This is a genomic window from Microbacterium sp. PRF11 (assembly GCF_031844085.1).
GTDB lineage: Bacteria > Actinomycetota > Actinomycetes > Actinomycetales > Microbacteriaceae > Microbacterium.
In genome coordinates this window covers 77,369-101,936 of the sequence record NZ_JAUZUP010000001.1, presented here as the reverse complement: position 1 = coordinate 101,936, position 24,568 = coordinate 77,369, and the positions used below count along the sequence as shown (strand labels likewise).

19 protein-coding genes are annotated in these 24,568 nt (G+C 71.2%); 15 read left to right on the top strand and 4 right to left on the bottom strand.

The features are described 5' to 3' along the window. Positions 1-8 precede the first annotated feature (8 nt). From Q9R20_RS00520 to Q9R20_RS00510, 3 genes are read left to right on the top strand one after another with little or no spacing between them, the layout of a single operon-like run. Positions 9-3,416 carry a pyruvate carboxylase gene (locus Q9R20_RS00520; protein ID WP_311247509.1) on the top strand — a complete coding sequence of 1,136 codons (3,408 nt, stop codon included), beginning with the start codon at positions 9-11 and terminating at the stop codon, positions 3,414-3,416. 46 nt (positions 3,417-3,462) lie between these two features. Beyond that, a complete protein-coding gene (locus Q9R20_RS00515) occupies positions 3,463-5,553 on the top strand; it encodes a MinD/ParA family protein (protein WP_311247508.1) in 2,091 nt (696 codons plus the stop codon). Next, positions 5,550-6,041, top strand: coding sequence for a peptide deformylase (locus Q9R20_RS00510; protein ID WP_295840030.1), 492 nt, complete (start codon positions 5,550-5,552; stop codon positions 6,039-6,041). Before Q9R20_RS00515 ends, Q9R20_RS00510 begins: the two co-directional genes overlap by 4 nt. A gap of 82 nt (positions 6,042-6,123) precedes the next feature. On the opposite strand, the gene Q9R20_RS00505 is transcribed toward Q9R20_RS00510, so the two are convergent. Continuing rightward, the gene (locus tag Q9R20_RS00505; protein WP_311247507.1) at positions 6,124-7,950 is read right to left on the bottom strand and encodes an AMP-dependent synthetase/ligase; all 1,827 of its coding nucleotides are present in this window, start codon (positions 7,948-7,950) and stop codon (positions 6,124-6,126) included. Between the two features lie 156 nt (positions 7,951-8,106). Between Q9R20_RS00505 and Q9R20_RS00500 the strand changes: the two genes are divergently transcribed. Genes Q9R20_RS00500 through Q9R20_RS00490 form a run of 3 tightly spaced genes read left to right on the top strand, consistent with a single transcriptional unit; the run spans position 8,107 to position 11,105 of the window. Further along, positions 8,107-9,042 carry an ROK family glucokinase gene (locus tag Q9R20_RS00500; protein WP_311247506.1) on the top strand — a complete coding sequence of 312 codons (936 nt, stop codon included), beginning with the start codon at positions 8,107-8,109 and terminating at the stop codon, positions 9,040-9,042. 2 nt (positions 9,043-9,044) lie between these two features. Then, positions 9,045-9,758 (top strand): 1-acyl-sn-glycerol-3-phosphate acyltransferase, encoded by a 714-nt coding sequence (locus tag Q9R20_RS00495; RefSeq protein ID WP_295840025.1) that lies wholly within the window; start codon positions 9,045-9,047, stop codon positions 9,756-9,758. 9 nt (positions 9,759-9,767) lie between these two features. After that, positions 9,768-11,105 (top strand): class II 3-deoxy-7-phosphoheptulonate synthase, encoded by a 1,338-nt coding sequence (locus Q9R20_RS00490; RefSeq protein ID WP_295840024.1) that lies wholly within the window; start codon positions 9,768-9,770, stop codon positions 11,103-11,105. Between the two features lie 93 nt (positions 11,106-11,198). On the opposite strand, the gene pknB is transcribed toward Q9R20_RS00490, so the two are convergent. Both pknB and Q9R20_RS00480 read right to left on the bottom strand, forming a co-directional pair. Beyond that, positions 11,199-13,151, bottom strand: a complete 1,953-nt coding sequence (pknB, locus tag Q9R20_RS00485; protein ID WP_311247505.1) for a Stk1 family PASTA domain-containing Ser/Thr kinase — start codon at positions 13,149-13,151, stop codon at positions 11,199-11,201. An 82-nt stretch (positions 13,152-13,233) separates the two neighbouring features. After that, complete coding sequence (locus tag Q9R20_RS00480; RefSeq protein ID WP_311247504.1) at positions 13,234-14,211, bottom strand: LysM peptidoglycan-binding domain-containing protein; 978 nt, start codon at positions 14,209-14,211, stop codon at positions 13,234-13,236. 160 nt (positions 14,212-14,371) lie between these two features. Between Q9R20_RS00480 and Q9R20_RS00475 the strand changes: the two genes are divergently transcribed. Continuing rightward, the gene (locus Q9R20_RS00475) at positions 14,372-14,716 is read left to right on the top strand and encodes an Rv2175c family DNA-binding protein (protein ID WP_311247503.1); all 345 of its coding nucleotides are present in this window, start codon (positions 14,372-14,374) and stop codon (positions 14,714-14,716) included. Between the two features lie 9 nt (positions 14,717-14,725). Here Q9R20_RS00475 and Q9R20_RS00470 read toward each other — a convergent pair whose 3' ends face one another. After that, complete coding sequence (locus Q9R20_RS00470) at positions 14,726-15,805, bottom strand: polyprenyl synthetase family protein (RefSeq protein ID WP_311247502.1); 1,080 nt, start codon at positions 15,803-15,805, stop codon at positions 14,726-14,728. A 64-nt stretch (positions 15,806-15,869) separates the two neighbouring features. Between Q9R20_RS00470 and Q9R20_RS00465 the strand changes: the two genes are divergently transcribed. The 8 genes from Q9R20_RS00465 (at position 15,870) to murD (ending at position 24,555) form a co-directional block, all read left to right on the top strand. Continuing rightward, the gene (locus Q9R20_RS00465) at positions 15,870-16,250 is read left to right on the top strand and encodes a DUF3040 domain-containing protein (protein ID WP_311247501.1); all 381 of its coding nucleotides are present in this window, start codon (positions 15,870-15,872) and stop codon (positions 16,248-16,250) included. Positions 16,251-16,556: 306 nt separating this feature from the next. After that, a complete protein-coding gene (gene mraZ, locus Q9R20_RS00460) occupies positions 16,557-16,988 on the top strand; it encodes a division/cell wall cluster transcriptional repressor MraZ (protein WP_264630642.1) in 432 nt (143 codons plus the stop codon). Between the two features lie 97 nt (positions 16,989-17,085). Then, on the top strand, positions 17,086-18,039 hold the full coding sequence (gene rsmH, locus Q9R20_RS00455) for a 16S rRNA (cytosine(1402)-N(4))-methyltransferase RsmH (RefSeq protein ID WP_311247500.1): 954 nt from the start codon (positions 17,086-17,088) through the stop codon (positions 18,037-18,039). Continuing rightward, positions 18,036-18,665, top strand: a complete 630-nt coding sequence (locus Q9R20_RS00450; protein ID WP_311247499.1) for a hypothetical protein — start codon at positions 18,036-18,038, stop codon at positions 18,663-18,665. Before rsmH ends, Q9R20_RS00450 begins: the two co-directional genes overlap by 4 nt. A gap of 5 nt (positions 18,666-18,670) precedes the next feature. After that, on the top strand, positions 18,671-20,467 hold the full coding sequence (locus Q9R20_RS00445) for a penicillin-binding protein 2 (RefSeq protein ID WP_311247498.1): 1,797 nt from the start codon (positions 18,671-18,673) through the stop codon (positions 20,465-20,467). A 64-nt stretch (positions 20,468-20,531) separates the two neighbouring features. Continuing rightward, positions 20,532-21,944: a UDP-N-acetylmuramoyl-tripeptide--D-alanyl-D-alanine ligase gene (murF, locus tag Q9R20_RS00440; protein WP_311247497.1), complete on the top strand. Its 1,413-nt coding sequence runs from the start codon at positions 20,532-20,534 to the stop codon at positions 21,942-21,944. Next, entirely contained in the window at positions 21,941-23,047 is a 1,107-nt protein-coding gene (gene mraY / locus Q9R20_RS00435) for a phospho-N-acetylmuramoyl-pentapeptide-transferase (RefSeq protein ID WP_295840011.1), read from the top strand. Before murF ends, mraY begins: the two co-directional genes overlap by 4 nt. Beyond that, positions 23,029-24,555, top strand: a complete 1,527-nt coding sequence (murD, locus tag Q9R20_RS00430; RefSeq protein ID WP_396653649.1) for a UDP-N-acetylmuramoyl-L-alanine--D-glutamate ligase — start codon at positions 23,029-23,031, stop codon at positions 24,553-24,555. The genes mraY and murD overlap by 19 nt, the downstream gene beginning before the upstream one ends. The last annotated feature ends 13 nt before the right edge of the window (positions 24,556-24,568 follow it).

The window sequence follows — 24,568 nt, the reverse complement described above, 5'->3', positions numbered from 1 at the left end:
AGGTGCGCATGTTCTCGAAGATCCTGGTCGCCAATCGCGGGGAGATCGCGATCCGCGCTTTCCGCGCCGCCTACGAGGTCGGAGCGCGCACCGTCGCGGTCTACCCCTACGAGGATCGTGCCTCGTTGCACCGTCTGAAGGCCGACGAGGCCTATCAGATCGGGGAGCGCGGTCACCCGGTCCGCGCGTACCTCGACGTCGACGAGATCATCCGCGTCGCCCGCGAGTGCGGAGCGGATGCCATCTACCCCGGCTACGGCTTCCTCTCCGAGAACCCCGAGCTCGCCGAGAAGGCCGCCGCCCACGGCATCACCTTCATCGGTCCGCCGGCCGAGGTTCTCGCGATGGCGGGCAACAAGGTCACCGCGAAGGAGCACGCGATCGCCGCGGGCGTGCCGGTGCTGCGTTCCACGGCGGCGTCCGACGACATCGACGCCCTCCTCGCGCAGGCCGATGAGATCGGCTTCCCGCTGTTCGCCAAGGCCGTCGCGGGCGGCGGCGGACGCGGTATGCGCCGGGTCGAGAGCATCGGCGAGCTGGCCCCGGCTCTGGCCGAGGCGATGCGCGAAGCGCAGAGCGCGTTCGGTGACCCGCGCATGTTCCTCGAGCAGGCCGTGCAGCGTCCGCGTCACGTCGAGGTGCAGATCCTGGCGGATGCCACCGGGGAGACCATCCACCTGTTCGAGCGCGACTGCTCGGTGCAGCGGCGCCACCAGAAGGTGATCGAGATCGCCCCCGCCCCGAATCTCGACGACGAGGTGCGCCGCGACCTGCACCGTTACGCGGTCGCCTTCGCGCGGTCGATCGGCTACCAGAACGCCGGCACGGTGGAGTTCCTGCTCGAGACGGCCGGCCCGCGCACGGGCGAGGTCGTGTTCATCGAGATGAACCCCCGGATCCAGGTCGAGCACACCGTCACCGAAGAGGTCACCGACGTCGACCTCGTGCAGTCGCAGATGCGCATCGCCGCCGGGCAGACCCTCGCCGACCTCCACCTCCATCAGGACGAGGTCCACCTGCGCGGCGCCGCTCTGCAGTGCCGCATCACGACGGAGGACCCCACGCAGGGCTTCCGTCCCGACACCGGCAAGATCACCACCTACCGCTCCCCGGGCGGCGCGGGCATCCGCCTGGACGGCGGCACCACGGCGGCCGGCTCGCAGGTGAGCCCGCACTTCGACTCGATGCTGTCGAAGCTGTCGTGCCGCGGTCGCGACTTCCCCGCGGCGGTCGCCCGCGCCCGGCGTGCCCTGGCGGAGTTCCGCATCCGTGGCGTCTCGACGAACATCCCCTTCCTGCAGGCCGTGCTCGACGACCCCGCGTTCGTCGCCGGCGACCTGAGCACCTCGTTCATCGACGAGCGACCCGAGCTGCTGAAGGGCCGCGAGTCGAAGGACCGCGGCACGAAGATCCTGTCGTGGCTGGTCGACACCACCGTGAACCGCCCGAACGGCGACAACCCGCTGAGCATCGACCCGGCGACGAAACTGCCCTCCGTCGATCTCGCCGCCCCCGCCCCGGCCGGCTCTCGCCAGCGGTTGCAGGAGCTCGGCCCCGCCGGCTTCGCGAAGGCCCTGCGGGAGCAGACCGCCCTCGCGGTCACCGAGACGACGTTCCGCGACGCGCATCAGTCGCTGCTGGCGACGCGCGTGCGCACCCGCGACCTCGTCCGGGTGGCCCCCTACGTCGCGCGCACGACGCCCGAGCTCCTCTCCGCCGAGGCCTGGGGCGGGGCGACCTACGACGTCGCCCTCCGTTTCCTCGGCGAAGACCCGTGGGAGCGCCTCGACGCGTTGCGCACGGCGCTGCCGAACGTCGCGATCCAGATGCTGCTGCGCGGCCGCAATACCGTCGGCTACACCCCGTACCCCACGGAGGTCACCGATGCGTTCGTCGCCGAGGCGGCGGCATCCGGGGTCGACATCTTCCGCATCTTCGACGCGTTGAACGACGTGTCGCAGATGCGCCCGGCGATCGACGCCGTGCTCGCGACGGGGACCGCGGTGGCCGAGGTCGCGGTCTGCTACACCGGCGACCTCCTGGACCCCGCCGAGAACCTCTACACGCTCGACTACTACCTGCGCCTGGCCGAGCAGATCGCCGACGCCGGCGCGCACGTGCTCGCTGTGAAGGACATGGCGGGCCTGCTGCGTCCGGCCGCCGCGGCGAAGCTCGTGGCGGCCCTGCGCGAGCGTTTCGAGCTGCCGGTGCACGTCCACACGCACGACACCGCGGGCGGACAGCTCGCGACCCTGCTGGCCGCCTCCGCAGCGGGGGCGGATGCCGTCGACGCGGCCGCCGCGCCCATGGCGGGCACCACGAGCCAGCCGTCCCTGTCGGCGCTGGTCGCCGCCCTCGCGCACACCGAACGCGACACGGGTCTCGATCTGGCCGCGGTGAGCGACCTCGAGCCGTACTGGGAGGCGGTGCGTCATCTGTACCGTCCGTTCGAGTCGGGACTGTCGGGGCCGACCGGCCGGGTCTACCGTCACGAGATCCCGGGCGGTCAGCTGTCGAACCTGCGTCAGCAGGCGATCGCGCTCGGCCTGGCCGACGACTTCGAGCTCATCGAGGACATGTACGCCGCAGCCGACCGCATCCTGGGGCGCGTTCCCAAGGTGACACCCTCCTCGAAGGTCGTGGGCGATCTCGCCCTGCACCTCGCCGCGGTCAAGGCCGACCCGGCCGACTTCGAGCGCAACCCCGAGAAGTACGACGTGCCGGACTCGGTCGTGTCGTTCATGGCCGGCGAGCTCGGCGACCTCCCGGGCGGGTGGCCCGAGCCGTTCCGCTCGAAGGTCCTGGCGGGACGGGATGCCAAGACCGGCGTCACCGCGTTGACCGACGACGATGCCGCGGCGCTGGCGGGGGAGTCCGCCGAACGGCGCTCCCGACTGAACCGACTGCTGTTCCCCGGACCCACGCGCGCGTTCACCGAGATGCGCGAGACGTTCGGCGACCTGAGCGTGCTGGACACGGCCGACTACCTCTACGGGCTGCGTCCCGGCGGAGAGCACACCGTCGAGATCGAGCGCGGCGTGCAGCTGTTCGTGGGCCTCGAAGCGGTCGGCGACGCCGACGACAAGGGCATGCGCACGGTCATGACGACGCTCAACGGCCAGCTGCGGCCGGTGTTCGTGCGCGACCGATCGATCGACGTCGAAGCACGCCAGGCCGAGAAGGCCGACACCTCGAAGCCGGGGCAGGTCGCGGCGCCGTTCTCGGGCGTCGTGACGATGAAGTCCGCGCCCGGTGACCGGGTGCAGGCGGGGCAGGCCGTGGCATCCATCGAGGCGATGAAGATGGAGGCGGCCATCACCGCCCCCGTCGACGGCGTGGTCGAGCGTGTCGCGATCGGTACCACGCAGCAGGTCGAAGCCGGAGATCTTTTGCTGGTCATCCGCCCCGCGCAGTAGCCTGGGAGGGGGCGCTTTCGCGCCCTCTTCCCGTTTGGAGACTGCAGTGACCCCCGACCGCACCGACGCGAACCCCGACGAGAACGCCGAGCACGGCGTCCTCGACGAGAGCGGGAACCTCGACACCGCGAGCATCACGATCCTCGGCGGCCACATCGCGCAGGTCAACGTCGACCTGCCCGTGGCGTCCGACGACGACACCGACGACGACGTGATCGAGGACGAGATCCGGATCGACGTCGACCTCCCCGCCCTCGACGCCCCGTCCGATGCCGATGCCGACGCCGAGACGGGCGACGTCCGCGAGCCGCACGTCGAGACGCTCCCCACCGGCGACATCATCCTCGAGCCGCACGACGAGACCCACGCCGGCGCCGACGAGGTGCACGAGGTGCACGACGCCGAGCTCGTCGACGACGCTCCCGTCCAGCCCGACGACCTCGAAGTCGTCGAGGACGTCGAGCTGCTCGAGGCGGACGCGGCCGAGCCGGTCGACCTCGAGCCCGCGGCGGACGACCTCCCCGCGGACGACGCGCTGGTCGACGATGCGTCGGACGACGACGTGTCGAGCGAGCGCGATGCCGCACCGGATGCCGAGGAGCCGAGCGCCGTCGAGCCGGTCGCCGAGGAGCCCGCGGCCGCCGAGGTCGCCGACCAGCCCGACGACCCCTCGTCCTCCGACGACACCCCGTCGGAGGGCGCTGCCGATCCGGTCGACGATCTCGCCGAGGAACGCCTGACCCACGCACCGTGGACGCCCTCCGCCCCCGAGGCGGAGTCCGCTCTCCCGGTTCCGGATGATGCCCCGGCGACGGACCATGCTCCGGCCTCGCACGACGCCCCGGCGACGGACGATGCTCCGGCCCTGCACGACGTTCCGGCGACGCAGGAAGCCCCCGCGGCCGCGCCGGCCCCCGCGGCCGACGACGCGGCATCCCGCGACGAGACCGCCGCACCGGTCGCGACGCGCGAGGAGCCGACCGCGCCCACCACCCGGGCCGAGCGCGCGGCGACCGGGGTCATCGGCACGATCCCGCTCACCCGCCGCAGCGCGCACCAGGCCGACGAGGCCGCGCGCCTCGCCGAGAAGGCCGCTCGCGTCGACCGCGCGCACGCGATGGAACGCGTGCAGACGCCGACCGCCGAGGTGGCCTACACGTCCAAGCGCATCGGGCAGATCGACGACACGCGCGAGAGCAGCGATCTGCTCACCGCCGACCGCCTCCTCGACCCGCGTCAGATCGCGCGCCCCGAGCCGGAGGGCATGTGGCAGCAGCTGGTGTACTCGGTCTCGCGTCACCGCATCAACCTCGGCGACGGTCGCCGCGCCCGCGAGCGCAAAGACCTCGACCGGCGCATCGCCGCACCGCTGTCGGGCGGCGCCCGCTTCGTCCCCGTGCTCTCGCGCAAGGGCGGCGTCGGGAAGACGACGGTCACGTCGCTGCTGGGCATGGCCCTCGCCGACGCGCGCGACGACCGCATCATCGCCGTCGACGCGAATCCCGACCGCGGCACGCTGGCCGACCGCGTCGGCCGGCCCAACGGGCGGACGGTGCGCGACCTCGTCCGCGCGCACGACGAGATGGCCGGCTACAACGACGTGTCCTCGATCGTCGCTCGCGACGAGACGCGACTGGACGTGCTGGCATCCGATGCCGACCCGCGGGTGTCCGAGGCCTTCAGCGACGACGACTACCGTCAGGTCGCAGACGTCGCCGCGCACTACTACTCGATCGTGCTGACCGACACCGGCACGGGTATAGTCCACTCGGTCATGGGGGCGACGCTCGAGATGGCCGACACGCTCGTCATCGTCGCCGGTCTCTCCGTCGACGAGGCTCGTCTGGCCTCCGAGACCCTCACCTGGCTCGAGACCAACGGCTATGCCGCGCGGGTTCGCGACGCGGTCGTGGTCCTCAACGCCTCGCGCCCCGGCGCACCCCTCGTGCGCGAGAGCGAACTCGAGGCGCACTTCCGTTCGCGCGTGCGCACGGTGATCCGGATGCCGTACGACCCGCGCATCGCGGCCGGAAGCGCCATCGCCTTCCGCGAGCTGCAGCCGGCCACCCGGCAGGCGGCGCGCGAGCTCGCCGCGGCCGTCGTCGAGGGTCTGCGCGCACCGGTGGCTGCGGCATGACCGTCCGACCGATCCGACTCTTCGGCGACCCGGTGCTGCGGGCCGTGAGCGCGCCCGTCGACGAGATCGACGACGGCGTCCGCGCACTCGTGCAGGACCTGCTCGACACCGTCGAGCTCCCGGGCCGCGCCGGCGTCGCCGCCCCGCAGATCGGGGTGGGCCTGCGCGCCTTCAGCTACAACATCGACGGCGACATCGGGTACATCCTCAACCCCGTGCTCGTCGAGACGCGCGGTGAGCCGGTCCCGACGGGGGAGGGCTGCCTGTCGGTTCCGGGCCTCTGGCACGACGCCATGCGGCACCCGTGGGCACGGGTCGAGGGCATCGACCTCGACGGCAACGAGGTCGTGCTCGAGGGCGAGGGGCTGCTCGCACAGGCCCTGCAGCACGAGACCGACCACCTCGACGGCATGCTCTACCTCTCGCGGCTGCCGGCGGAGACCCGCCGCGAGGCCATGCGCCAGGTGCGCGAGAGCGACTGGTTCTGACCCGAACCCTTCTGCTGTTCGCGACCGTTGTCACGAGAACGGCCCGGCCCCTCGGGGACCGGGCCGTCACTCTCGCCTGCGCTCAGGGAAGCGACACGTTGGTCGTGTTCACCGGAACGGCGTAGATGTCTTCGATCGCGTCGGAGAAGTCCTTCACGATGACATTGCGCTTGATGCTCATCTTGGGCGTGAGATGCCCGCTCGCCTCGGTCCACTCGGTGGGGAGGATCGTGAATTTGCGGATCGACTCGGCACGCGAGACGCGCGTGTTCGCGCGGTCGATCGCGCCCTGGACCTCGGCGCGCACCTTCTCATTCGTGCTCGCGTCGGCGAGCGACATGTCGGCGGGCAGGCTGTTGTTCGCCAGCCACGTCGGCAACATCTCGGGGTCGAGGGTCACCAGCGCCGAGATGAACGGCTTGTGGTCGCCGACGACGACGACCTGGCCGATGATGGGGTTCGCGCGGATCGGGTCCTCGAGGGCCGCGGGGGCGACGTTCTTTCCGCCGGCGGTGACGATGATCTCCTTCTTGCGCCCGGTGATCGCCAGGAACCCGTCGGAGTCGAAGGCGCCGATGTCGCCGGTTCTGAACCACTCGCCGTCGAACGCCTCGGCCGTGGCCTCGGGGTTCTGCCAGTACTCCCGGAAGACGTTGATGCCGCGCACCTGGATCTCGCCGTCGTCGGCGAGGCGGACGCCGACGCCGGGGAGCACGGGGCCCACGGTGCCGATCTTCGACTTCGAGGCCAGGTTCACCGTCGCCGGGGCCGTGGTCTCGGTGAGGCCGTAACCCTCGAGGATCACGACGCCGAGGCTGCGGAAGAAGTGCCCGAGGCGCGGACCGAGCGGAGCCGACCCCGACACCGCGTAGACGACCCGTCCGCCCATGGCATCCCGGAGCTTGGAGTAGACGAGCTTGTCGAACAGCGCGAACTTCAGCTTCAGGGGGAGGGGGATCTTCTTCCCGTCCTGCAGGCGCTGCGAGTGCTCGATCGCGGTGTCGGCGGCGAGGCGGAAGATGCGGCCCTTGCCACCGGCCTCGGCCTTCTGCTCGGCGGAGTTGTAGACCTTCTCGAACACGCGCGGCACGGCCAGCAGGAACGTGGGACGGAAGGTGCCGAGGGCGGGCAGGAGCTGCTTGGTGTCGGGCTGATGTCCCGTCTTCACTCCCGCGTGCACGTTCAGCAGCGAGATGAAGCGGGCGAAGACGTGGGCGGTCGTGATGAACAGCAGCGTCGAGGATCCGGGCGTCTCGACGACCTCGTGCAGCGCCTTCGCCGAGTTGCGGGCGAGTTCGACGAAGTTGCTGTGCACGAGGACGCAGCCCTTGGGCCGGCCGGTGGAGCCCGAGGTGTAGATGAGCGTGGCGATGTCGGACGCCTTCGCGAGGTGCCGGCGCCGCTCGATCTCTTCGTCGGTGATGTGGCCGCCGCCGGCGACGAGGGCGTCGAGATCACCGGCGTGCATGGCCCACACGTCACGGACCAGGGGCAGGTCGCTGCGCACCTCGTCGAGACGGTCGGCGTGCTCGGCCGATTCGAGGACGACCGCGATCGCGCCGGAGTCCGACAGGATCCACGAGATCTGCGACGGCGAACTCGTCTCGTACACCGGCACCATGACGGCACCGGCGTAGAACAGCGCGAAGTCGACGAGCGTCCAGTCGTAGGTGGTGCGCGCGATGAAGGCGACCTTCTCGCCCGGTTGGACGCCGGCCGCGACGAAACCCTTCGCCAGCGCGATCACCTGCCGCTCGAACTCGGCGGCGGTGACGTCGCGCCATCCATCGGCATCGGGCACCGCGAACAGGGGACGGTCGGGGGTCGATCGCACGCGGTCGGCGAGCAGATCGGACGCGTTCGCGTCCGGGTCGGCGGTGACGACGGCGGGGAGGTCGAACTGGATCACGGCAACTCCTTCGGTACCGGAAAGAAGGTCGATCGGTGCGTCGAGTCTATCCGCACGGATGGGCGCGACACCGGGAGGAAGCGTTCCCACACCGGGCGTCCGGGGTGGCTAGACTGCTTCGGGCCGCGCCGCTCGCTCGGCCCGGAAGGGAGCGCGGTGCGCAACATCGGCATCGATATCGGCGGGACGAAGATCGCCGGGGGCGTCGTGGACCACGACGGCACCATCGTCGAGAAGCTCCGTGTCGACACACCGATCGACCCCGCGGCCCTCGTGGACGCCGTGGTCGACATGGCCGATCACCTGCGCCGCGCACACGAGATCCACGCGATCGGCGTGGCCGCCGCCGGCTTCATCAGCCGCGACCGCAGCACCGTCATCTACGCGCCGAACATCGACTGGCGCGACGAGCCGCTGCGCGCGCGTCTCGAGCAGCGCCTCGGCGCGCCGGTCACGATCGAGAACGACGCGAACGCCGCGGGCTGGGGCGAGTACCGCTTCGGCGCGGGTCAGGGCGTGCGCGACATGGTCATGCTCACGATGGGCACCGGTGTGGGAGGCGCCGTCGTCACCGACGGCGAGCTGTTCCGCGGCGGGCACGGCATCGGTGCCGAGCTCGGACACCTGCGTTTCGTGCGCGGCGGCCACCCCTGCGGCTGCGGGCAGAACGGATGCCTCGAGCAGTACGCCTCGGGCCGTGCCCTGCAGCGCGAGGCCAACGCGATCGCCGACGAGGGCGGCATCGGTGCCGCTCTGGCAGCCGTCCGCGAGGAGCGGGGAGCGATTCCCGGACCGGCCGTCTCGCGCCTGGTCCTGGCCGGCGACCCGGGCGCCGTGGAGGCGCTCCGTCGCGTGGCCACGGCCCTGGGCGAGGCGTGCGGCGGTTTCCAGGCGGTGCTCGACCCCGAGGTCTTCGTCATCGGCGGGGGAGTGGCGCAGCTCGGAGCGGACCTGCTCGAACCGGTGAAGCTCGCGTACGAGACCTCGCTCCCGGGGTACGGTGAACGTCCGGTCGCGGAGTTCGCGATCGCCCGACTGGGCAACGACGCCGGGCTCATCGGGGTCGCCGACCTCGCCGGGAAGGAACGCTGACGATGTTCTACTGGCTCATGAAGTACGTGGTCATCGGACCGGTCATCAAGGCCGTGTTCCGTCCGTGGATGGTGGGCCGGCGCAACATCCCCGCGGAGGGCGCCGCGATCCTCGCGAGCAACCACCTGTCGTTCTCGGACTCGATCTTCCTCCCGCTCATGATCGACCGTCGGATGGCGTTCCTCGCCAAGAGCGACTACTTCACCGGCAAGGGGCTGAAGGGGTGGGCGACCCGCCTGTTCTTCACCGCGACGGGGCAGCTCCCCATCGACCGCTCCGGCGGCAAGGCCTCGGAGGCCTCGCTGAACACCGGCCTGGGCGTGCTCGGCCGCGGCGAGCTGCTGGGGATCTACCCTGAGGGCACGCGCAGCCCCGACGGGACGCTGTACCGCGGGCGCACGGGCATCGCCCGCATGGCGCTCGAGGCGCGCGTCCCGGTCGTCCCCGTCGTCATGGTCGACACCGGCGCCGTCATGCCGATCGGTCAGCGCGTACCCCGCGTCGGCCGCGTCGGCATCGTCATCGGGGAGCCGCTGGACTTCTCGCGTTTCGCGGGCATGGAGGGCGATCGGTACGTGCTGCGGTCGGTCACGGACGAGATCATGGTGGCGCTGCAGCGCCTCGGTGAACAGCGCTACGAAGACGTGTACGCCTCGACCGTTAAGGACCGTCTCGCCACGTCGCAGGCGGCGAAGGCGCCGACGTCCCGCCACTAGACTTCAGGGGTGAATCAGCAGCTCCCCGACCTCGACCACTGGCGAACCCTGCCCATCAAGCAGCAGCCCCAGTGGTATGACGAGGACGCGGTGACCGCGGCATCCGCAGAGCTCTCGACCCTCCCGCCGCTCGTCTTCGCGGGCGAGGTCGACATCCTGCGCGAGCGCCTCGCGCGCGCCGCCGCCGGTCAGGCGTTCCTCCTGCAGGGCGGTGACTGCGCCGAGACCTTCGCCGGCGCGACCGCCGAGCAGATCCGCAACCGCATCAAGACGGTCCTCCAGATGGCGGTCGTGCTCACCTACGGCGCGTCGATGCCCGTGGTGAAGATGGGCCGCATGGCGGGCCAGTTCGCCAAGCCGCGCTCGAGCGATGTCGAGACGCGCGGCGACGTGACCCTCCCGGCCTACCGCGGCGACATCGTCAACGGCTACGACTTCACCGAGGAGTCGCGCAAGGCCGACCCCGCGCGGCTGCTCAAGGGCTACCACACGGCCGCGTCGACCCTGAACCTCATCCGCGCCTTCACCCAGGGCGGCTTCGCCGACCTGCGCGAGGTGCACAGCTGGAACAAGGGGTTCGCCAGCACCCCGGCCAACCAGGCCTACGAGCGTCTCGCCACCGAGATCGACCGCGCCATCAAGTTCATGGAGGCCGCCGGAGCCGACTTCGACGAGCTCACGCGCGTCGAGTTCTACACCGGTCACGAGGGGCTGCTCATGGACTACGAGCGCCCGATGACCCGCATCGACTCGCGCACGGGGCTGCCGTACAACACCTCGTCGCACTTCCAGTGGATCGGGGAGCGCACGCGCGAGCTCGACGGCGCTCACGTCGACTACTTCTCGAAGATCCGCAACCCGATCGGCGTCAAGCTCGGCCCCACCACCACGGCCGAGACGGCGCTGGCGCTCATCGACAAGCTCGACCCCGAGCGCGAGCCCGGTCGCCTCACCTTCATCACGCGCATGGGGGCGGGCAAGATCCGCGACGCCCTGCCGCCGCTGCTCGAGGCCGTCCGCGATTCGGGCGCGACCCCGCTGTGGGTGACCGACCCCATGCACGGCAACGGCATCACCACGCCCACCGGCTACAAGACCCGTCGCTTCGACGACGTGGTCGACGAGGTGCGCGGGTTCTTCGAGGCGCACCGCTCCGTCGGCACGCACCCCGGCGGCATCCACGTCGAGCTGACCGGTGACGACGTCACCGAGTGCCTGGGCGGCTCGGAGCAGATCGACGAGGCGACCCTCGCGACGCGCTACGAGAGCCTGTGCGACCCGCGCCTGAACCACCGTCAGAGCCTCGAGCTCGCGTTCCTCGTGGCCGAGGAGCTCGAGAAGCGCTGAGCGTCCCTGCGTCCCGACCGACGCCCCCGACCCGTTCGTGGTCGGGGGCGTCGTCGTTCGCGGGAGCGTCCGGTCCGTCGACGGGCTCAGCGACTACAGCGTCGGCGTCAGCGTGACCGTCGAGCCCTGCGGGGCGGTCGTGCCCGCCTTGGGGTTCGTGGCACGAACCTTGTAGATGTCCCAGTACTTGAAGCCGAGCGGCAGGGTGCCGTCGTCGATGCCCGCATTCACCTCGAAGCCGAGGCCCTGGAGGGCCGCGACGGCGTCGCGGATCGACATCCCGACGATGTTGCCGGGGATCTCCACGGGCCGGGGCCCGATGGACACGCGCAGCGGAACGGTGTCGCCCGGGCGCCAGTTGCCGCCTCCGTCGCGCGAGCCGATCCCGATGACGACCCCGGATGCCACCGAGTTGCTGTACTCCTCGGTCACCGACGTCTCCAGGCCCGCGTCGCCGAGCGAGCGCTCCGCCCGGGACTGCGACTCGCCGACCACGTCGGGGATGGGCCCCAGCGAGACGGTGAGCGACGCGGCATCGCCCTCGTAGACGGTGCAGCCCTCGGTGCACGGGATCGCGTCGCCGCCCGAGCGGGGGATGACGGAGGCGCCCAGAACGGTGTCGGCGCCGGCGTCGGAGAACTCCTGCGCGGGATCTCCCACCCCGACGAAGGCGGCCTCGAAGATGCCGCGGACCTCGTCGGCGCTGCGACCGGCGAGCTCGGGGATCTGATGCGTGGCGGGCCCGATCGAGACGAACACCGTGACGACCGTCTCTTTGTCGAGACGGGTCCCGGGGTCGGGATCGGATCCCACCGTCGTGCCGGCCGGGATCTCCCGGTCGGTGACCTCCTGACGCTGCGCCTGCAGCTGCTGCTCGGTCAGCAGCAGCTGGGCGTCGTCGAAGCTGCGACCCGAGACGTCGGGCACGGCGACCAGCGAGCCGGGGCCGGAGCCGAAGTACCAGCCGGTGAAGCCGGCACCGCCGGCGAGGAGCAGGGCGACGACGAGCAGCCACACGCCGCGGGCCGTGCGTCGACGCGTGCGCTGGCGCAGGCGGGCCGCGTTGTCGGGAGCCTCGGTCGCCGCGACGGGCGGGAGCGAGGCGGTCTGGGGGAGCACCTTCGTCAGCTCGCGCGACTCGGCCGGGGTCGCGGGGCTCGCCGTGCCGACGGCGACCGCGCGGGCGACCTGCGGGGCGAGACCGAGGTCCTTCTCGACCGCGCGGAGGCGCTGCAGCATGGCGCCGGCGTCGAGCGGTCGGTCATCGGGAGTGCGCTCGGTGGCCCACAGCACGAGCTCGTCGAGCTGCTCGGGCACGCCCGGGTTCTTCGCGCTCGGGCGCGGAACCGAGTCGGTGGCGTGCTGGTAGGCGATCTGCATGGGCTGCTCGCCCTTGTAGGGCTGCTCGCCCGTGAGCATCTCGTAAAGCATGATGCCGAGCGAGTAGATATCGCTGCGCGCGTCTGCGGTCCCGCGTGTGACGAGCTCGGGCGCGAGGTAGGCGATCGTCCCCATGAGCTGCGCGCCGCTCGCGGTGTTCGCCGTCGTCGCGCGGGCCAGTCCGAAGTCGCCGATCTTGATGCGGCCGTCCTCGGCGAGCAGGACGTTCTCGGGTTTGACGTCGCGGTGGACGATGCCCGCGCGGTGCGCCGCCGCGAGCCCCGAGAGGATGGCATCCATGATCGTCAGCGTCTGATCGATGGTGAGCCGGCGATGTTCGCGCAGGAGCTCGCGCAGCGTGATGCCGGGGAGGTACTCCATGACCAGGTAGGCCATCTCGCCGTCCTGGCCCTGATCGAAGACGTTGACCACGTGCGGGTCGCTCAGGCGGGCGGCCGAGCGGGCCTCCTGGATGAACCGGCTCTGGAACACGGTGTCGTCGCTGAGGTGGCCGTGCATGACCTTCAGCGCGACGCGACGCTCGAGGCGCAGATCGGTCGCCACGTACACGGTCGCCATGCCGCCGCGCGCGATGCGCGCGCGCACCCGGTACCGGCCGTCGACGAGACGGCCGATCAGCGGGTCTGCCTGCTGACTCGTGCTCACGGGTCGAGTCTACGGAGGGGCCCCTGTGAGCCGGGGGAACGGCTCACCGCCACCTCGAATCGGACCGGGGGATGCCGAGACCTCAGCCGAGGACCGCGAGCCACGTGGTGGCGGGCTGCTCCCACTGCGCGTAGCGGTCGGGGTAGGCGGAGATCTGCACCGCCTGCGCGGCGTCCGCGTAGGCGAGCCCGTCCCAGCCGGGGATGTCGAGCAGGCCGCGGGTGGCGGGGCCGTTGGGGTCGGCGGCGCCGCCGTAGAAGACGCGGGTGGAACGCTCGCGGTCCATGATCTGCTCGGGCGTGCCCCAGCCCGAGCTCGGCCGCTGCTGGAAGAGCCCGAGCGAGTCGCGGTCGCCCCAGTCGAGGTTGCGCAGCCAGGACTCCTGCATCGCGGTGCCGAGGGCGATCACGATCCCGCGATCCGACACCCCGAGTTCTCGACCGATGCGGATGATGAGGCGGGCGTTGTCGGACTGCTCCGCGTCGAGTCCCGGCGCGGTGGTCACGGCGACGGATGCCGGTGCGGCGGCGCCGCTCGCCGGGATGCGCAGCACGTCGCCGGGGTAGATGATCGAGGCGCGCGTGAGGCCGTTGGCGGCCAGCACCGCGTCGACGGAGACGCCGTTGGCGGCCGCGATCGCTGAGACGGTGTCGCCTTGCGCGACCTCGTGCGTGCGCTCCGCGGGAGCGGGAGCCGGCGCCGCGTCGGACGGGGCGGGCGCGACGCCGATCGTGAGCACCTGGCCGGGGCGGATGACGCTGCCGGCCCCGAGGCCGTTGACGGCCTGCACGGTGGCGACGTCGACGCCGTGGGCGCGGGCGATCGCCCACACCGTGTCGCCGGGTTTCACGGTGTAGGTGCTCGGCGCGGTCATCGCGGAGACCGGAGTGGCCGCGCGCGGCGTCAGAGGCGGCAGCGAGGCGAGCGGCGGGGCGGGTGGGGCGGCCTGGGCGGCGTTCTCGCCGGTCAGGGTCAGGGCGATGGTGCCGGCGACGGCCGCCGGCCAGACGGCCGCCGCGCGTCGACGCGCGAGGGGAGGGGACAGGGGGAGTCGTCGCATGGTGGGGGGATTCCGTTCTTCCGACTGCCCCGCCACCGTGACACGGGGCGGGGCGGATGTCAACGAAAGGGGCGCATGTGACGGATGTGACAGGTGTTCCTCGTCAGATGAAGGACACGGGCGCGGCGGCGGCCCTCGGCCGGGGTGAGATAGTGAGATGGTGACCGACGCTCCCCGTTACGAGACCGACTGGCTGACAATCCCCGACCTGGTGGAGATCCTGGACGAACCCCTCGGCCGGGTGCGTCGCCTGATCGACGAGAGCTACCTCGTCGGCTCGCGCCGCGACGGGGTGTTCAAGGTCCCCGCGGTGTTCCTCGTCGACGACCGCCCGTTGCCGGCGCTGCGCGGCACCATCATCGTGCTCCACGACGCCGGCTTCGACCCCGACGAGACGATCGACTGGCTGCTCACCCCGGAGGACACCATCGGCGTCGCGCCGATCGAGGCCCTCCGCGCCGGACGCAAGAGCGAAGTCCGTCGCGTCGCGGCGACCCTCGCCTGACCCGCAGGCTCAGGCCGCGCGCTGGGTCGCGGCCTGCGCGAGCTCGCGCAGCCGCTCGACGGCGGACGCCTCGAACGGCGCATCCGCCAGCGCCGCATCCGCGCGCCGGGCGTAGTCGCCGATGAGGTCCTCGACCCGCGACAGGGCCCCGCTGTCGACGATCCTGCGCTGCAGCTCGGCGATCTCGCCGGCGCTCAGGGCGGGGTCGCCCAGGCGCTGGTCGACGCTCCGGCGTTCGTCGGGAGACAGCGCCTCGCGGGCGTAGGCCACGAGGACCGTGCGCTTCCCCTCCCGGAGGTCGTCGCCCACGGGTTTGCCGGTGAGAGTGCTGTCGCCGAAGACGCCCAGCACGTCGTCGCGCAGTTGGAAGGCCATGCCCACGTCGTGCCCGAACCGGCCGAGCGCGTCGAGCTGCGCGGAATCGGCGCCGCCGAGCGCCGCACCGATCTGCAGGGGCTGCTGGATGCTGTAGCGCGCCGACTTGTACGAGGCCACCCGCAGCGCGCGCTCGGCGTGCGTGTCGTCGGGATAGACGGTGTAGGCCGATTCCTCGGCGACGTCGAGGAACTGTCCGATCGTGACGTCGCGGCGCATGCGTGCGTAGGCGCGCCGGGTCTCGGATGCCGTGGCGACGCCCTCGAGACCTTCTTCGAGCAGGTCGTCGCTCCACGCGACGAGGAGATCGCCGAGCAGGATGGCGCCCGAGCGCCCGAAGGTGTCGGAATCGCCGGTCCAGCCGGCATCCCGGTGGGCGTTCTGCAGGGCGCGGTGGGCGGCGGGCTGTCCGCGACGGGTGTCGCTGTTGTCGACCAGGTCGTCATGGACGAGAGCGGCCGCGTGGAAGATCTCGAGCGAGGTCGCCACGGCGAGCGCCGCGGGGTCGAAGAGTTCGGCGGGGCCGCGGACGGCCTCCCATCCGGAGAGGCAGAAACGGGCCCGCAGCCGCTTGCCGCCGCGGAGCGCGGCGGCTCCCGAACGGGTGAGCGTCTCGGCCTCAGGGCCCAGTGCGGCGGCGTACGATAGCTGTTCGGAGAGGAACTTGTCGAGTCGCTGGGAAACAGCTTCGATCGGTTCCGGGGAGGTCGGCACGGGCCTAGCCTAGTGATCCACGCCGCGCGTAGAATCGTCCGCAACGAACAACAGAGGGGGATGCATGCCACTCTCCGAACAGGAGCAGCGTCTGCTGGATGAGATGGAGCGCCATCTCATGAGTAACGACACCGATGTCGTGTCGGCCCCCAGTCGCGCCCTCAGCTACCGCAACATCGTCCTCGGTTCGATCCTCGTGCTCGCCGGTCTCGGCGCTCTGGTCGCCGGAGTCTCGATCGGGTTCAACACCGGCATCCTGGGCATCGCCGTCGGCGTCCTGGGGTTCGTGCTCATGGTGGGCGGCGTCATCTTCGCGGTGACTCCCACCCGGGGTGCCGCTCAGGCCGCTCCCGCCGCGGCGAAGACCCGCCCTGCGCGTACTTCCGACAGTTCGTTCATGGACCGCATGAACGACCGCTGGGATCGCCGCCGCGACGGCCAGTAGGCTCCCTCCACAGCATCCGCACCGGTCCCCTTCGGGGGGCCGGTGCTTTTTCGTGCGCCCGGAGGGGTGTGTCGGATCGGAATACGCGTTCGCCCTCCCTTTTCCTCCACCGCCGCGCCACGATCGCGGCACCGGCCGCGGATACCCGCGGAATCACGGGGGAGCGGGCGGGTTCGGAAGTCGAGCCGACCACTGTACACACCCGAGCGTCCGCCCAGAAGACCCCTGATTTCGATAGCGAAGTGGAGGGCGGTGGAGTAAAGTGGGGGAAACTTCGCAGGCCGGACGAAGGGGGTGGGTGCCCGAATGCTGCTCGGTACGCACACTCCCAAGCTCGACGACAAAGGGCGCGTCATCCTGCCGGCGAAATTCCGTGACGATCTCGGCGCCGGAGTGGTGATCACACGGGGGCAGGACCGCTGCCTCTACGTGTTCAGCACCGAGGAGTTCGAGCGCGTGCACGAGCGGATCCGCGAGGCCCCGCTCAGCAACAAGCAGGCCCGCGACTTCCTGCGCATGTTCCTATCGGGGGCCAGCGCCGAGAAGCCCGACAGCCAGAACCGCATCACCGTTCCACCCGCCCTGCGCTCCTACGCGGGTCTCGGGCGCGAGCTCGTCGTCACCGGCGTCGGCGCCCACGCCGAGATCTGGGATGCCGAGGCCTGGAACGCGTACGCGGAAAGCAACGAAGAGACGTACGCCGAGATGGAGCAGGAGGTGATCCCGGGACTGTTCTGACCCTCCGGCTGTGATGCCCAGCCGCACGCCCTGACGCACTTCCCCGGCGCCAGGTCGAGCGGATGGGGATCAGAGCCGGAGGAGCCGCCCCGACATCATGGACATCCGCGACATCCACACCCCCGTCCTACTCGAGCGCTGCGCCGAGCTGCTCGGCCCCGCCCTGCAGCGGCCCGGCTCCGTCTTCGTCGACGGCACCCTCGGCATGGGCGGACACTCCGAAGCGTTCCTCGAGCGCTTCCCCGAGGCGCGCCTGATCGGCCTCGACCGCGACACCGACGCCCTGCGCATCGCGGGGGAGCGGTTGGCCCGCTTCGGCGACCGTGTGACGCTCGTGCACACCGTCTACGACGGGATCGCCGCGGCCGTGGCCTCCGCCGGGGTCGACAAGGTCGACGGCATCCTGTTCGACCTCGGGGTGTCGTCCCTCCAGCTCGACGTGGCCGACCGCGGCTTCGCCTACGCCCAGGACGCCCCCCTCGACATGCGCATGGACCAGACGGCGGGCGTCACCGCCGCCGAGGTCCTGGCGACCTATGGCGAGGGCGATCTGCGGCGCATCTTCGAGCGATACGGCGAGGAGAAGCTGGCCGGTCGCTACGCCCGGGCCATCATCGCCGCGCGCGCCGAGTCCCCGCTCGAGCGCTCGGGGCAGCTGGTCGACGTGCTGCAGGCCGCGACGCCCGCCGCGGTGCTGCGCGAGCGGCATCCGGCCAAGCGCGTGTTCCAGGCGCTGCGGATCGAGGTCAACGCCGAGCTCTCGGTGCTCGAGCGCACGATCCCGGCCGCGCTGAGCGTCCTGGGCGTCGGCGGACGCATCGTCGTGCTGTCGTACCAGTCGCTCGAAGACCGACTGGTCAAGCGCGTCTTCGCCGAGGCGTCGACCTCCACCGCCCCCCGCGGCCTGCCCGTCGAGCTGCCCGAACACGCGCCCAAGTTCCGACTCCTCGTGCGCGGTGCCGAAGTGGCCGGCGACGAGGAACGCGCCGCGAACCCCCGCGCCACCCCCGTGCGTCTGCGCGCGGCCGAAAGGATCCAGGAGGACGCATGAGTGCACCCCAGGCCATCGACGCGGCCTTCCTGCCCGATTTCCCGACGCCCGTCCGCGAGCGTCGGCTCACCGTCGTCCCCGCGACCGCGCGGCGGAAGGCCCCGCGCCGACTGTTCGGCGTGATCGCCGTGACGGGCGCCCTCGCCATCGTGCTCGTGCAGATGGGGCTCGGCATCCTGACGACCCAGAGCTCGTTCGAGATCGCCGACCTCACGCAGCAGCAGCGCGACCTGACGTATCAGAAGCAGATCCTCTCCGACGAGAGCGCGGGGTTGGCGTCTCCGCAGTACCTCGCGGCCAACGCCGCCGCCCTCGGCATGGTGATCGACGAGTCGCCCACGTACCTGCGGCTGAGCGACGGCGCGGTGATCGGTTCCGACAAGCCGGCCGACGCGAACTCGTCGGTGGATGCCAAGGGGCGCGGGTCCGTGCGCAACGCCCTGCTCGCGGGGGTCCCGCTCGTGACCGACCCCTCCGCCGCGACGACGGAGGCGGGCACGCCGACCCCCGACGGCGGTACCGCCCCGGCCGCGGGGACCGCCGCCGAGGGAACCGCGCCTCCGGCCGCCGAATCCACGACACCCCCGCCGATCAGCGACGGTCTGCCGACTCCCGCGACACGATGAGAGCCATGACGACAGCCACCTCCCGGTCCCCGCGGCGTCGCACCGTCATCGCCCTCGCGGTCGTCCTGATCGTCATCGTCGCCTTCGTCGTGCGCCTGATCGACATCCAGGTCGTCAACGCCCGCGAGCACGTGGACGACTCGCTGTCGATGGGCCTGCAGGGCTCGCGCACCGAATACGGGTCGCGCGGCTCGATCGTCGACGAGAACGGCGTGACCCTCGCGTCGAGCATGAACCGCTACGACGTCGAGATCGACCCCTCGCTCGCCGCGAAGGGCATCACCGTCCGCGGCGACGACGACACCGACGACGTGACCACGACGTGGCCCGAGATCGCGGCGAAGATCGCGGCGATCACCGGTCAGGACGCCGCCGAGGTGCAGACGATCGTCACCGACGCCGTCGCCGAGAATCCGCACTCCCAGTGGGCGCGCATCGCGCGCAACGTCTCGACCGAGCAGTACCGCGCGCTCGTGGCGCTGGGGCTGCCGTTCCTCAGCTTCCCGCCGCAGGCCGGGCGCATGTACCCCGACGGGGCGGTAGCCGGCAATCTGCTCGGCTTCGTCGGCACCGACGGTCAGCCCCTCGAGGGTCTCGAGAGCGCCGACAACGCCTGCTTGGCCTCCAGCAACGGCAAGGTCGTCTTCCAGCAGAGTCGCGACGGGGTGGTGCTCCCGGGCACCGAGGTGGTCACGCAGCCCGCCGTCGACGGCGGGACCCTGCAGCTCACGATCGACCGCGACCTGCAGTGGTACCTCCAGCAGCTCATCGCCGAGCAGGTGCAGAACACCGGCTCGCTCGGGGGCACCATCACGGTGGTCGAGGCGAAGACGGGGAAGATCCGCGCCCTCGCGGAGTACCCCACGGTCGACCCCAACGACCCGACGGCATCGCCCGCGGGGGAGCGCGGCAGCTCCGCCTTCCGCGACCCCCACGAGCCGGGATCGACGATGAAGGCGATCACCGCGGCGATCGGTCTCGACAGCGGGGCGTTCTCCGCCGACACGACGGTCACCGCGTCCTCCAGCGAGACGCTGCCCGGCGGAGCCCGCGTGTCCGACTCGTTCTCGCATCCCGAGAACCGGTACACCCTCACGGGCGTGCTCATCGACTCCTCGAACGTGGGCATCTCGAAGTTCGGCGAGATGATCCCGCTCGATACCCGCGTCTCCGCGCTGGGGAAGTTCGGGCTCACGCAGCAGACCGCCGTGGGGTTCCCCGGGGAGTCCTCAGGGATCATGCGCGACCCCGCCGGGTGGGACAAGCAGACGTTCTACAACACCACGTTCGGTCAGGGCATCTCGGTCACCATCCCGCAGCTCGCCGGTGCGTATCAGACGATCGCCAACGGCGGCGTGCGGATGCCGCTCTCGCTGGTCGAGGGCTGCACCGCCGCCGACGGCACCGTCACCGACGTCCCCGACGCCGAGGGGCAGCGCGTGGTGTCGGAGGACGCCGCCCGGCAGGTGTCGCAGATGCTCGAGAACGTCGCCACCCAGGGCACCCTGGCGTCCCAGGTGGCGATCCCGGGCTACCGCGTGGCCATCAAGACGGGTACCGGAGAGAAGACCGACCCCGAGACGGGCGCGTACAAGGGCGACGCGTACTTCACCACGATGATCGGTTTCGCCCCCGCCGACGATCCGCAGTACGTGGTGGAGGTCAACCTGGACGAACCGCGGACGGTAAAATCGTCCGCGGCCACCGCGCCCGCGTTCCAGAAGGCCCTCACGCAGGTTCTCAAGACCTACCGGGTGATCCCTTCCGGAACCACGACACCCGAACTGCCCAAGTTCGGCTGAGACACCCCGAACGCCGGTCTCGTCTCGGTAACGAATGCGACACGGAAAGGGCGTCCGCACAGCAATGATCTCCTCCCGCCTCTCCCACCTCGCCGATGTCCTCGGCGGGCGGCTGGTGCTGCGCCGCGGCGACACCGGCGACACCGCCGTCTCGGGCCTCGTCGACACCGACTCGCGGTACATCCGCGAGGGTGACGTGTTCGTCGCCAAGCCCGGCGAGGCGACCGACGGGCACCTCTTCGTCGCGTCGGCCGTCGACGCCGGAGCCGCCCTCGCGATCGTCGAACGCGAGCTCGACGACGACGTCTCGCAGATCGTCGTCCCCGATGCCGTGGCCGCGCTGAGCGACCTCGCCCGCGACAACGTGGCCCGTGCGCGTGCTGCGGGCGACCTGCGGATCGTGGGGATCACCGGCTCGAACGGCAAGACCACCACCAAGAACCTCCTCGCCCGCATCCTGGAGGACGAGGGCGAGACGGTGTCGCCCCGCGCCTCCTTCAACAACGAGGTCGGGGCGCCCCTGACGATGCTGCGGGTCGACGAGCGCACGCGCTTCCTCGTCAGCGAGTTCGGAGCGAGCGCCCCCGGGGCGATCGCGCACCTCGCGGGTCTGGTCACCCCCGACATCGGCGTCGTCCTCATGGTCGGCATGGCGCACGCCGGCGGATTCGGCGGCATCGAGTCGACCTTCCACGCCAAGAGCGAACTCGTCCGCGCCACCCGGGAGGGCGGTCTCGCCGTCCTCAACGCCGACGACCCGCGCGTCGCCGCGATGGAGCCGATCGCGCGCGAGCGCGGGCAGGCCGTGCGGTGGTTCGGGCGCGGGGAGCGGGCCGAGGTGCGCGCCGTCGACGTGGAGGTCTCGGCATCCGGGACCCGCGCCGACCTCGTGGTCGACGGGGAGGCGCACACCCTCACCCTCCGGGTGCTGGGCGAGCACCACGTCATGAACGCCCTCGCCGCGATCGCCGCCGCCACGGCCCTGGGCGTCGCGGCCGCCGACGCGATCGCGCGGCTCGAGACGGTCGAGATCGCCGAGCGGTGGCGCATGCAGCCGCTGGGCTCCGAGCGCGTGCGCATCATCAACGACGCCTACAACGCCAGCCCCGACTCCATGGCCGCGGCCCTGCGCACCCTCGCGCAGATCACCGGCCCCGACGAGCGCACGGTCGCCGTCCTCGGGGCGATGAGCGAGCTGGGGGAGTACGCCGACGAGGAGCACGACCGCGTGGGTCTGCTGGCGGTCCGGCTGCGCATCCAGCGCATCGTCGTGATCGGCGCCGAGGCGCGCCGCATGTACCTCGAGGCCATCGCCCAGGGCTCGTGGGACGGCGAAGCGGTGTTCTTCCCCGACGCCGACGCCGCCTTCGACTACCTCACGACCGAGCTGCGCGACGGCGACCGCGTGCTGGTGAAGTCCTCCAACTCGGCGGGGCTGCGCCACCTCGGCGACCGTCTCGGAGAGGTGTTCGCGTGAGAAGCCTTCTGACGTCCGCCGCGATCTCGCTGGCGTTCACGCTCTTCCTCACCCCCGTCTTCCTCCGGTGGTTCCGCAAGTGGGGCTGGGGGCAGGTCATCCGCACCCCCGAGAACGTGCACAACCCCTCGCACGGCGCCAAGCGCGGCACGCCCACGATGGGCGGCACGATCTTCATCCTCGGCACGATCATCGGCTACGTCATCGGCTCGTTCGCCGGCAACAACCCGCCGACCATCTCGGGCCTGCTCGTGCTGTGGATGATGCTTGGCTTCGGCGTCGTGGGCTTCATCGACGACTACATGAAGGTGCGCCACCAGAACAGCCTGGGCCTGTCGGGCTGGCGCAAGATCGCCGGTCAGGTGATCGTCGCGGTCCCGTTCGCGATCGTCGCACTGAACTTCCCGAACAGCGTCGGACAGACCGCCGCCTCGGGCTACGTCTCGGTGTTCCGCGACATCCAGCTGCTGTCGTTCTTCGCGCTCGGACCGATCCTCGGCTGGCTGCTCTACCTCGCGTGGATCTCGCTGATCGGCACGGCGACGTCGAACTCCGTCAACGTCGCCGACGGGCTCGACGGCCTCGCAGCCGGCTCCGGCATCTTCGTCGTCGGTGCGTACAGCCTCATGGCGTTCTGGCAGAACAAGCAGGTGTGCGCCGACGTGCTCGACCCCACCGTGCAGGCCGGGTGCTACGCCGTCCGGGATCCTTTCGATCTCGCGATCGTCTCGGCATCCTTCGTCGGCGCTCTCGTCGGGTTCCTCTGGTGGAACGCCCCCAAGGCGAAGGTGTTCATGGGCGATTGCGGATCGATGGCGATCGGCGGCGTGATCGCCGCGCTCGCGATCTTCACCCGCACCGAGCTGCTGCTCATCCTCATCGCCGGTGTCTACGTGATCGCGTCGGGCTCCGTCATCCTCCAGCGGGCGTACTTCAAGATCACGCGCGGCAAGCGCCTGTTCCTGATGAGCCCGCTGCACCACCATCTCGAGATGCGCGGGTGGCCCGAGGTCACCATCGTCGTGCGCATGTGGATCATCGCGGGGCTCCTCGCCGTCTCGGGTATCGGATTCTTCTACGTCGAATGGCTCGCACGCGTATGACCGACCTCTCCTCCCTGACCAGCTGGTACGCCGACTGGAAGGGCCTGCGCGTCGCCGTGCTGGGCCTGTCGGTCACCGGCTTCTCCGTCGCCGACACCCTCGCCGAGCTCGGTGCCGACGTGCTCGTCGTCACCGAGCGGGCGGATGCCGAGTACGCCCGGCTCCTGCCGGTGCTGGGCGTGCGCCTGCACGAGGGCCCGTTGAACGCCGTGCCCGAGCCGCTCGACGCCTTCGACCCGCAGGTCGTCGTCGCCTCCCCGGGCTTCCCCCCGGCGCACCCGCTCATCCGCTGGACGCAGGAACGCGGCACGGCGCTGTGGGGCGACGTGGAGCTCGCGTGGCGCGTGCGCGACAAGGTGACCCGTGCCGACGGCCGCCCGGCCGACTGGGTGCTCATCACCGGCACGAACGGGAAGACCACCACGACGCGTCTCACGGCCGAGATGCTCGTGACCGCGGGGGTGCGCGCGGTGCCCGTCGGCAACATCGGCACGCCCGTCCTCGACGCGGTCCGCGACCCGAACGGCTTCGACGCCCTCGTCGTCGAGCTCTCCAGCCACCAGCTCTGGTACCTCAACCTGCAGACCGGCCCCGACGCGCTCTCGCCGCACGCCGCGGTGTGCCTGAACCTCGCCGACGACCACCTCGAGTGGCACGGCGGCGCCGACGAGTACCGCGCCGCGAAGGCGGGCGTGTACGCCCGCACCCGCGTCGCGTGCGTCTACAACAAGGCCGACGTCGCCACGCGCGAGATGGTCGAGGACGCCGAGGTCGTCGAGGGCGCCCGGGCCATCGGCTTCGACCTGGGCGTGCCCGGACCCAGCGACCTCGGCGTCGTCGACGGCATCCTCGTCGACCGCGCCTTCCTCGAGGAACGCGCGACGTCCGCCCTGGAGCTCACCACCGTCGCGGACCTCGCCGAGCGGGGGCTATCGGCCCCGCACGTCGTGGCCAACATCCTCGCCGCGGCCGCCCTCGCCCGCTCGCTGGGCGCGACGCCCGCGCACATCCACGACGCGCTCGAAGCCTTCCGCCTCGACCCCCACCGCATCCAGGTCGTCGGCGCCCACGCCGGCATCACCTGGGTCGACGATTCGAAGGCGACCAACCCGCACGCCGCCTCGTCCTCGCTCGCGGCCTATCCCGGCGCCGTGTGGGTCGTGGGCGGTCTCCTCAAGGGCGTCGATCTCGGCGACCTCGTGCGGGCGCGCGGCGCATCGGTGCGCGCGGCGATCGTGATCGGCATCGAGCGCGGCGACATCGTCGCGGCGTTCGCGCGACACGCCCCCGCGGTTCCCCTGTTCGAGGTCGACCACGCCGAGACTGAAGACGTCATGGCCCGGGTCGTCGAACTGGCGGCGGGTGTGGCTCGGGACGGCGACACCGTGCTCCTCGCTCCCGCTGCGGCATCCTTCGACCAGTTCTCGTCCTACTCCGACCGCGGCGAGCGCTTCGCCGACGCGGTGCGGACGTGGATCGCGGGTCACGGCGGAGAATCGCGACCGTAACACCGAGGGGGAC

Coding starts and splice junctions, on each gene's coding strand:
- Q9R20_RS00445 (WP_311247498.1), top strand. CDS start 18,671: ATGACGACAGCCACCTCCCGGTCCCCGCGGCGTCGCACCGTCATCGCC.
- Q9R20_RS00520 (WP_311247509.1), top strand. CDS start 9: ATGTTCTCGAAGATCCTGGTCGCCAATCGCGGGGAGATCGCGATCCGC.
- Q9R20_RS00480 (WP_311247504.1), bottom strand. CDS start 14,211: ATGCGACGACTCCCCCTGTCCCCTCCCCTCGCGCGTCGACGCGCGGCG.
- murF (WP_311247497.1), top strand. CDS start 20,532: ATGATCTCCTCCCGCCTCTCCCACCTCGCCGATGTCCTCGGCGGGCGG.
- rsmH (WP_311247500.1), top strand. CDS start 17,086: ATGGACATCCGCGACATCCACACCCCCGTCCTACTCGAGCGCTGCGCC.
- Q9R20_RS00495 (WP_295840025.1), top strand. CDS start 9,045: ATGTTCTACTGGCTCATGAAGTACGTGGTCATCGGACCGGTCATCAAG.
- Q9R20_RS00510 (WP_295840030.1), top strand. CDS start 5,550: ATGACCGTCCGACCGATCCGACTCTTCGGCGACCCGGTGCTGCGGGCC.
- Q9R20_RS00465 (WP_311247501.1), top strand. CDS start 15,870: ATGCCACTCTCCGAACAGGAGCAGCGTCTGCTGGATGAGATGGAGCGC.
- murD (WP_396653649.1), top strand. CDS start 23,029: ATGGCTCGCACGCGTATGACCGACCTCTCCTCCCTGACCAGCTGGTAC.
- mraZ (WP_264630642.1), top strand. CDS start 16,557: ATGCTGCTCGGTACGCACACTCCCAAGCTCGACGACAAAGGGCGCGTC.
- Q9R20_RS00450 (WP_311247499.1), top strand. CDS start 18,036: ATGAGTGCACCCCAGGCCATCGACGCGGCCTTCCTGCCCGATTTCCCG.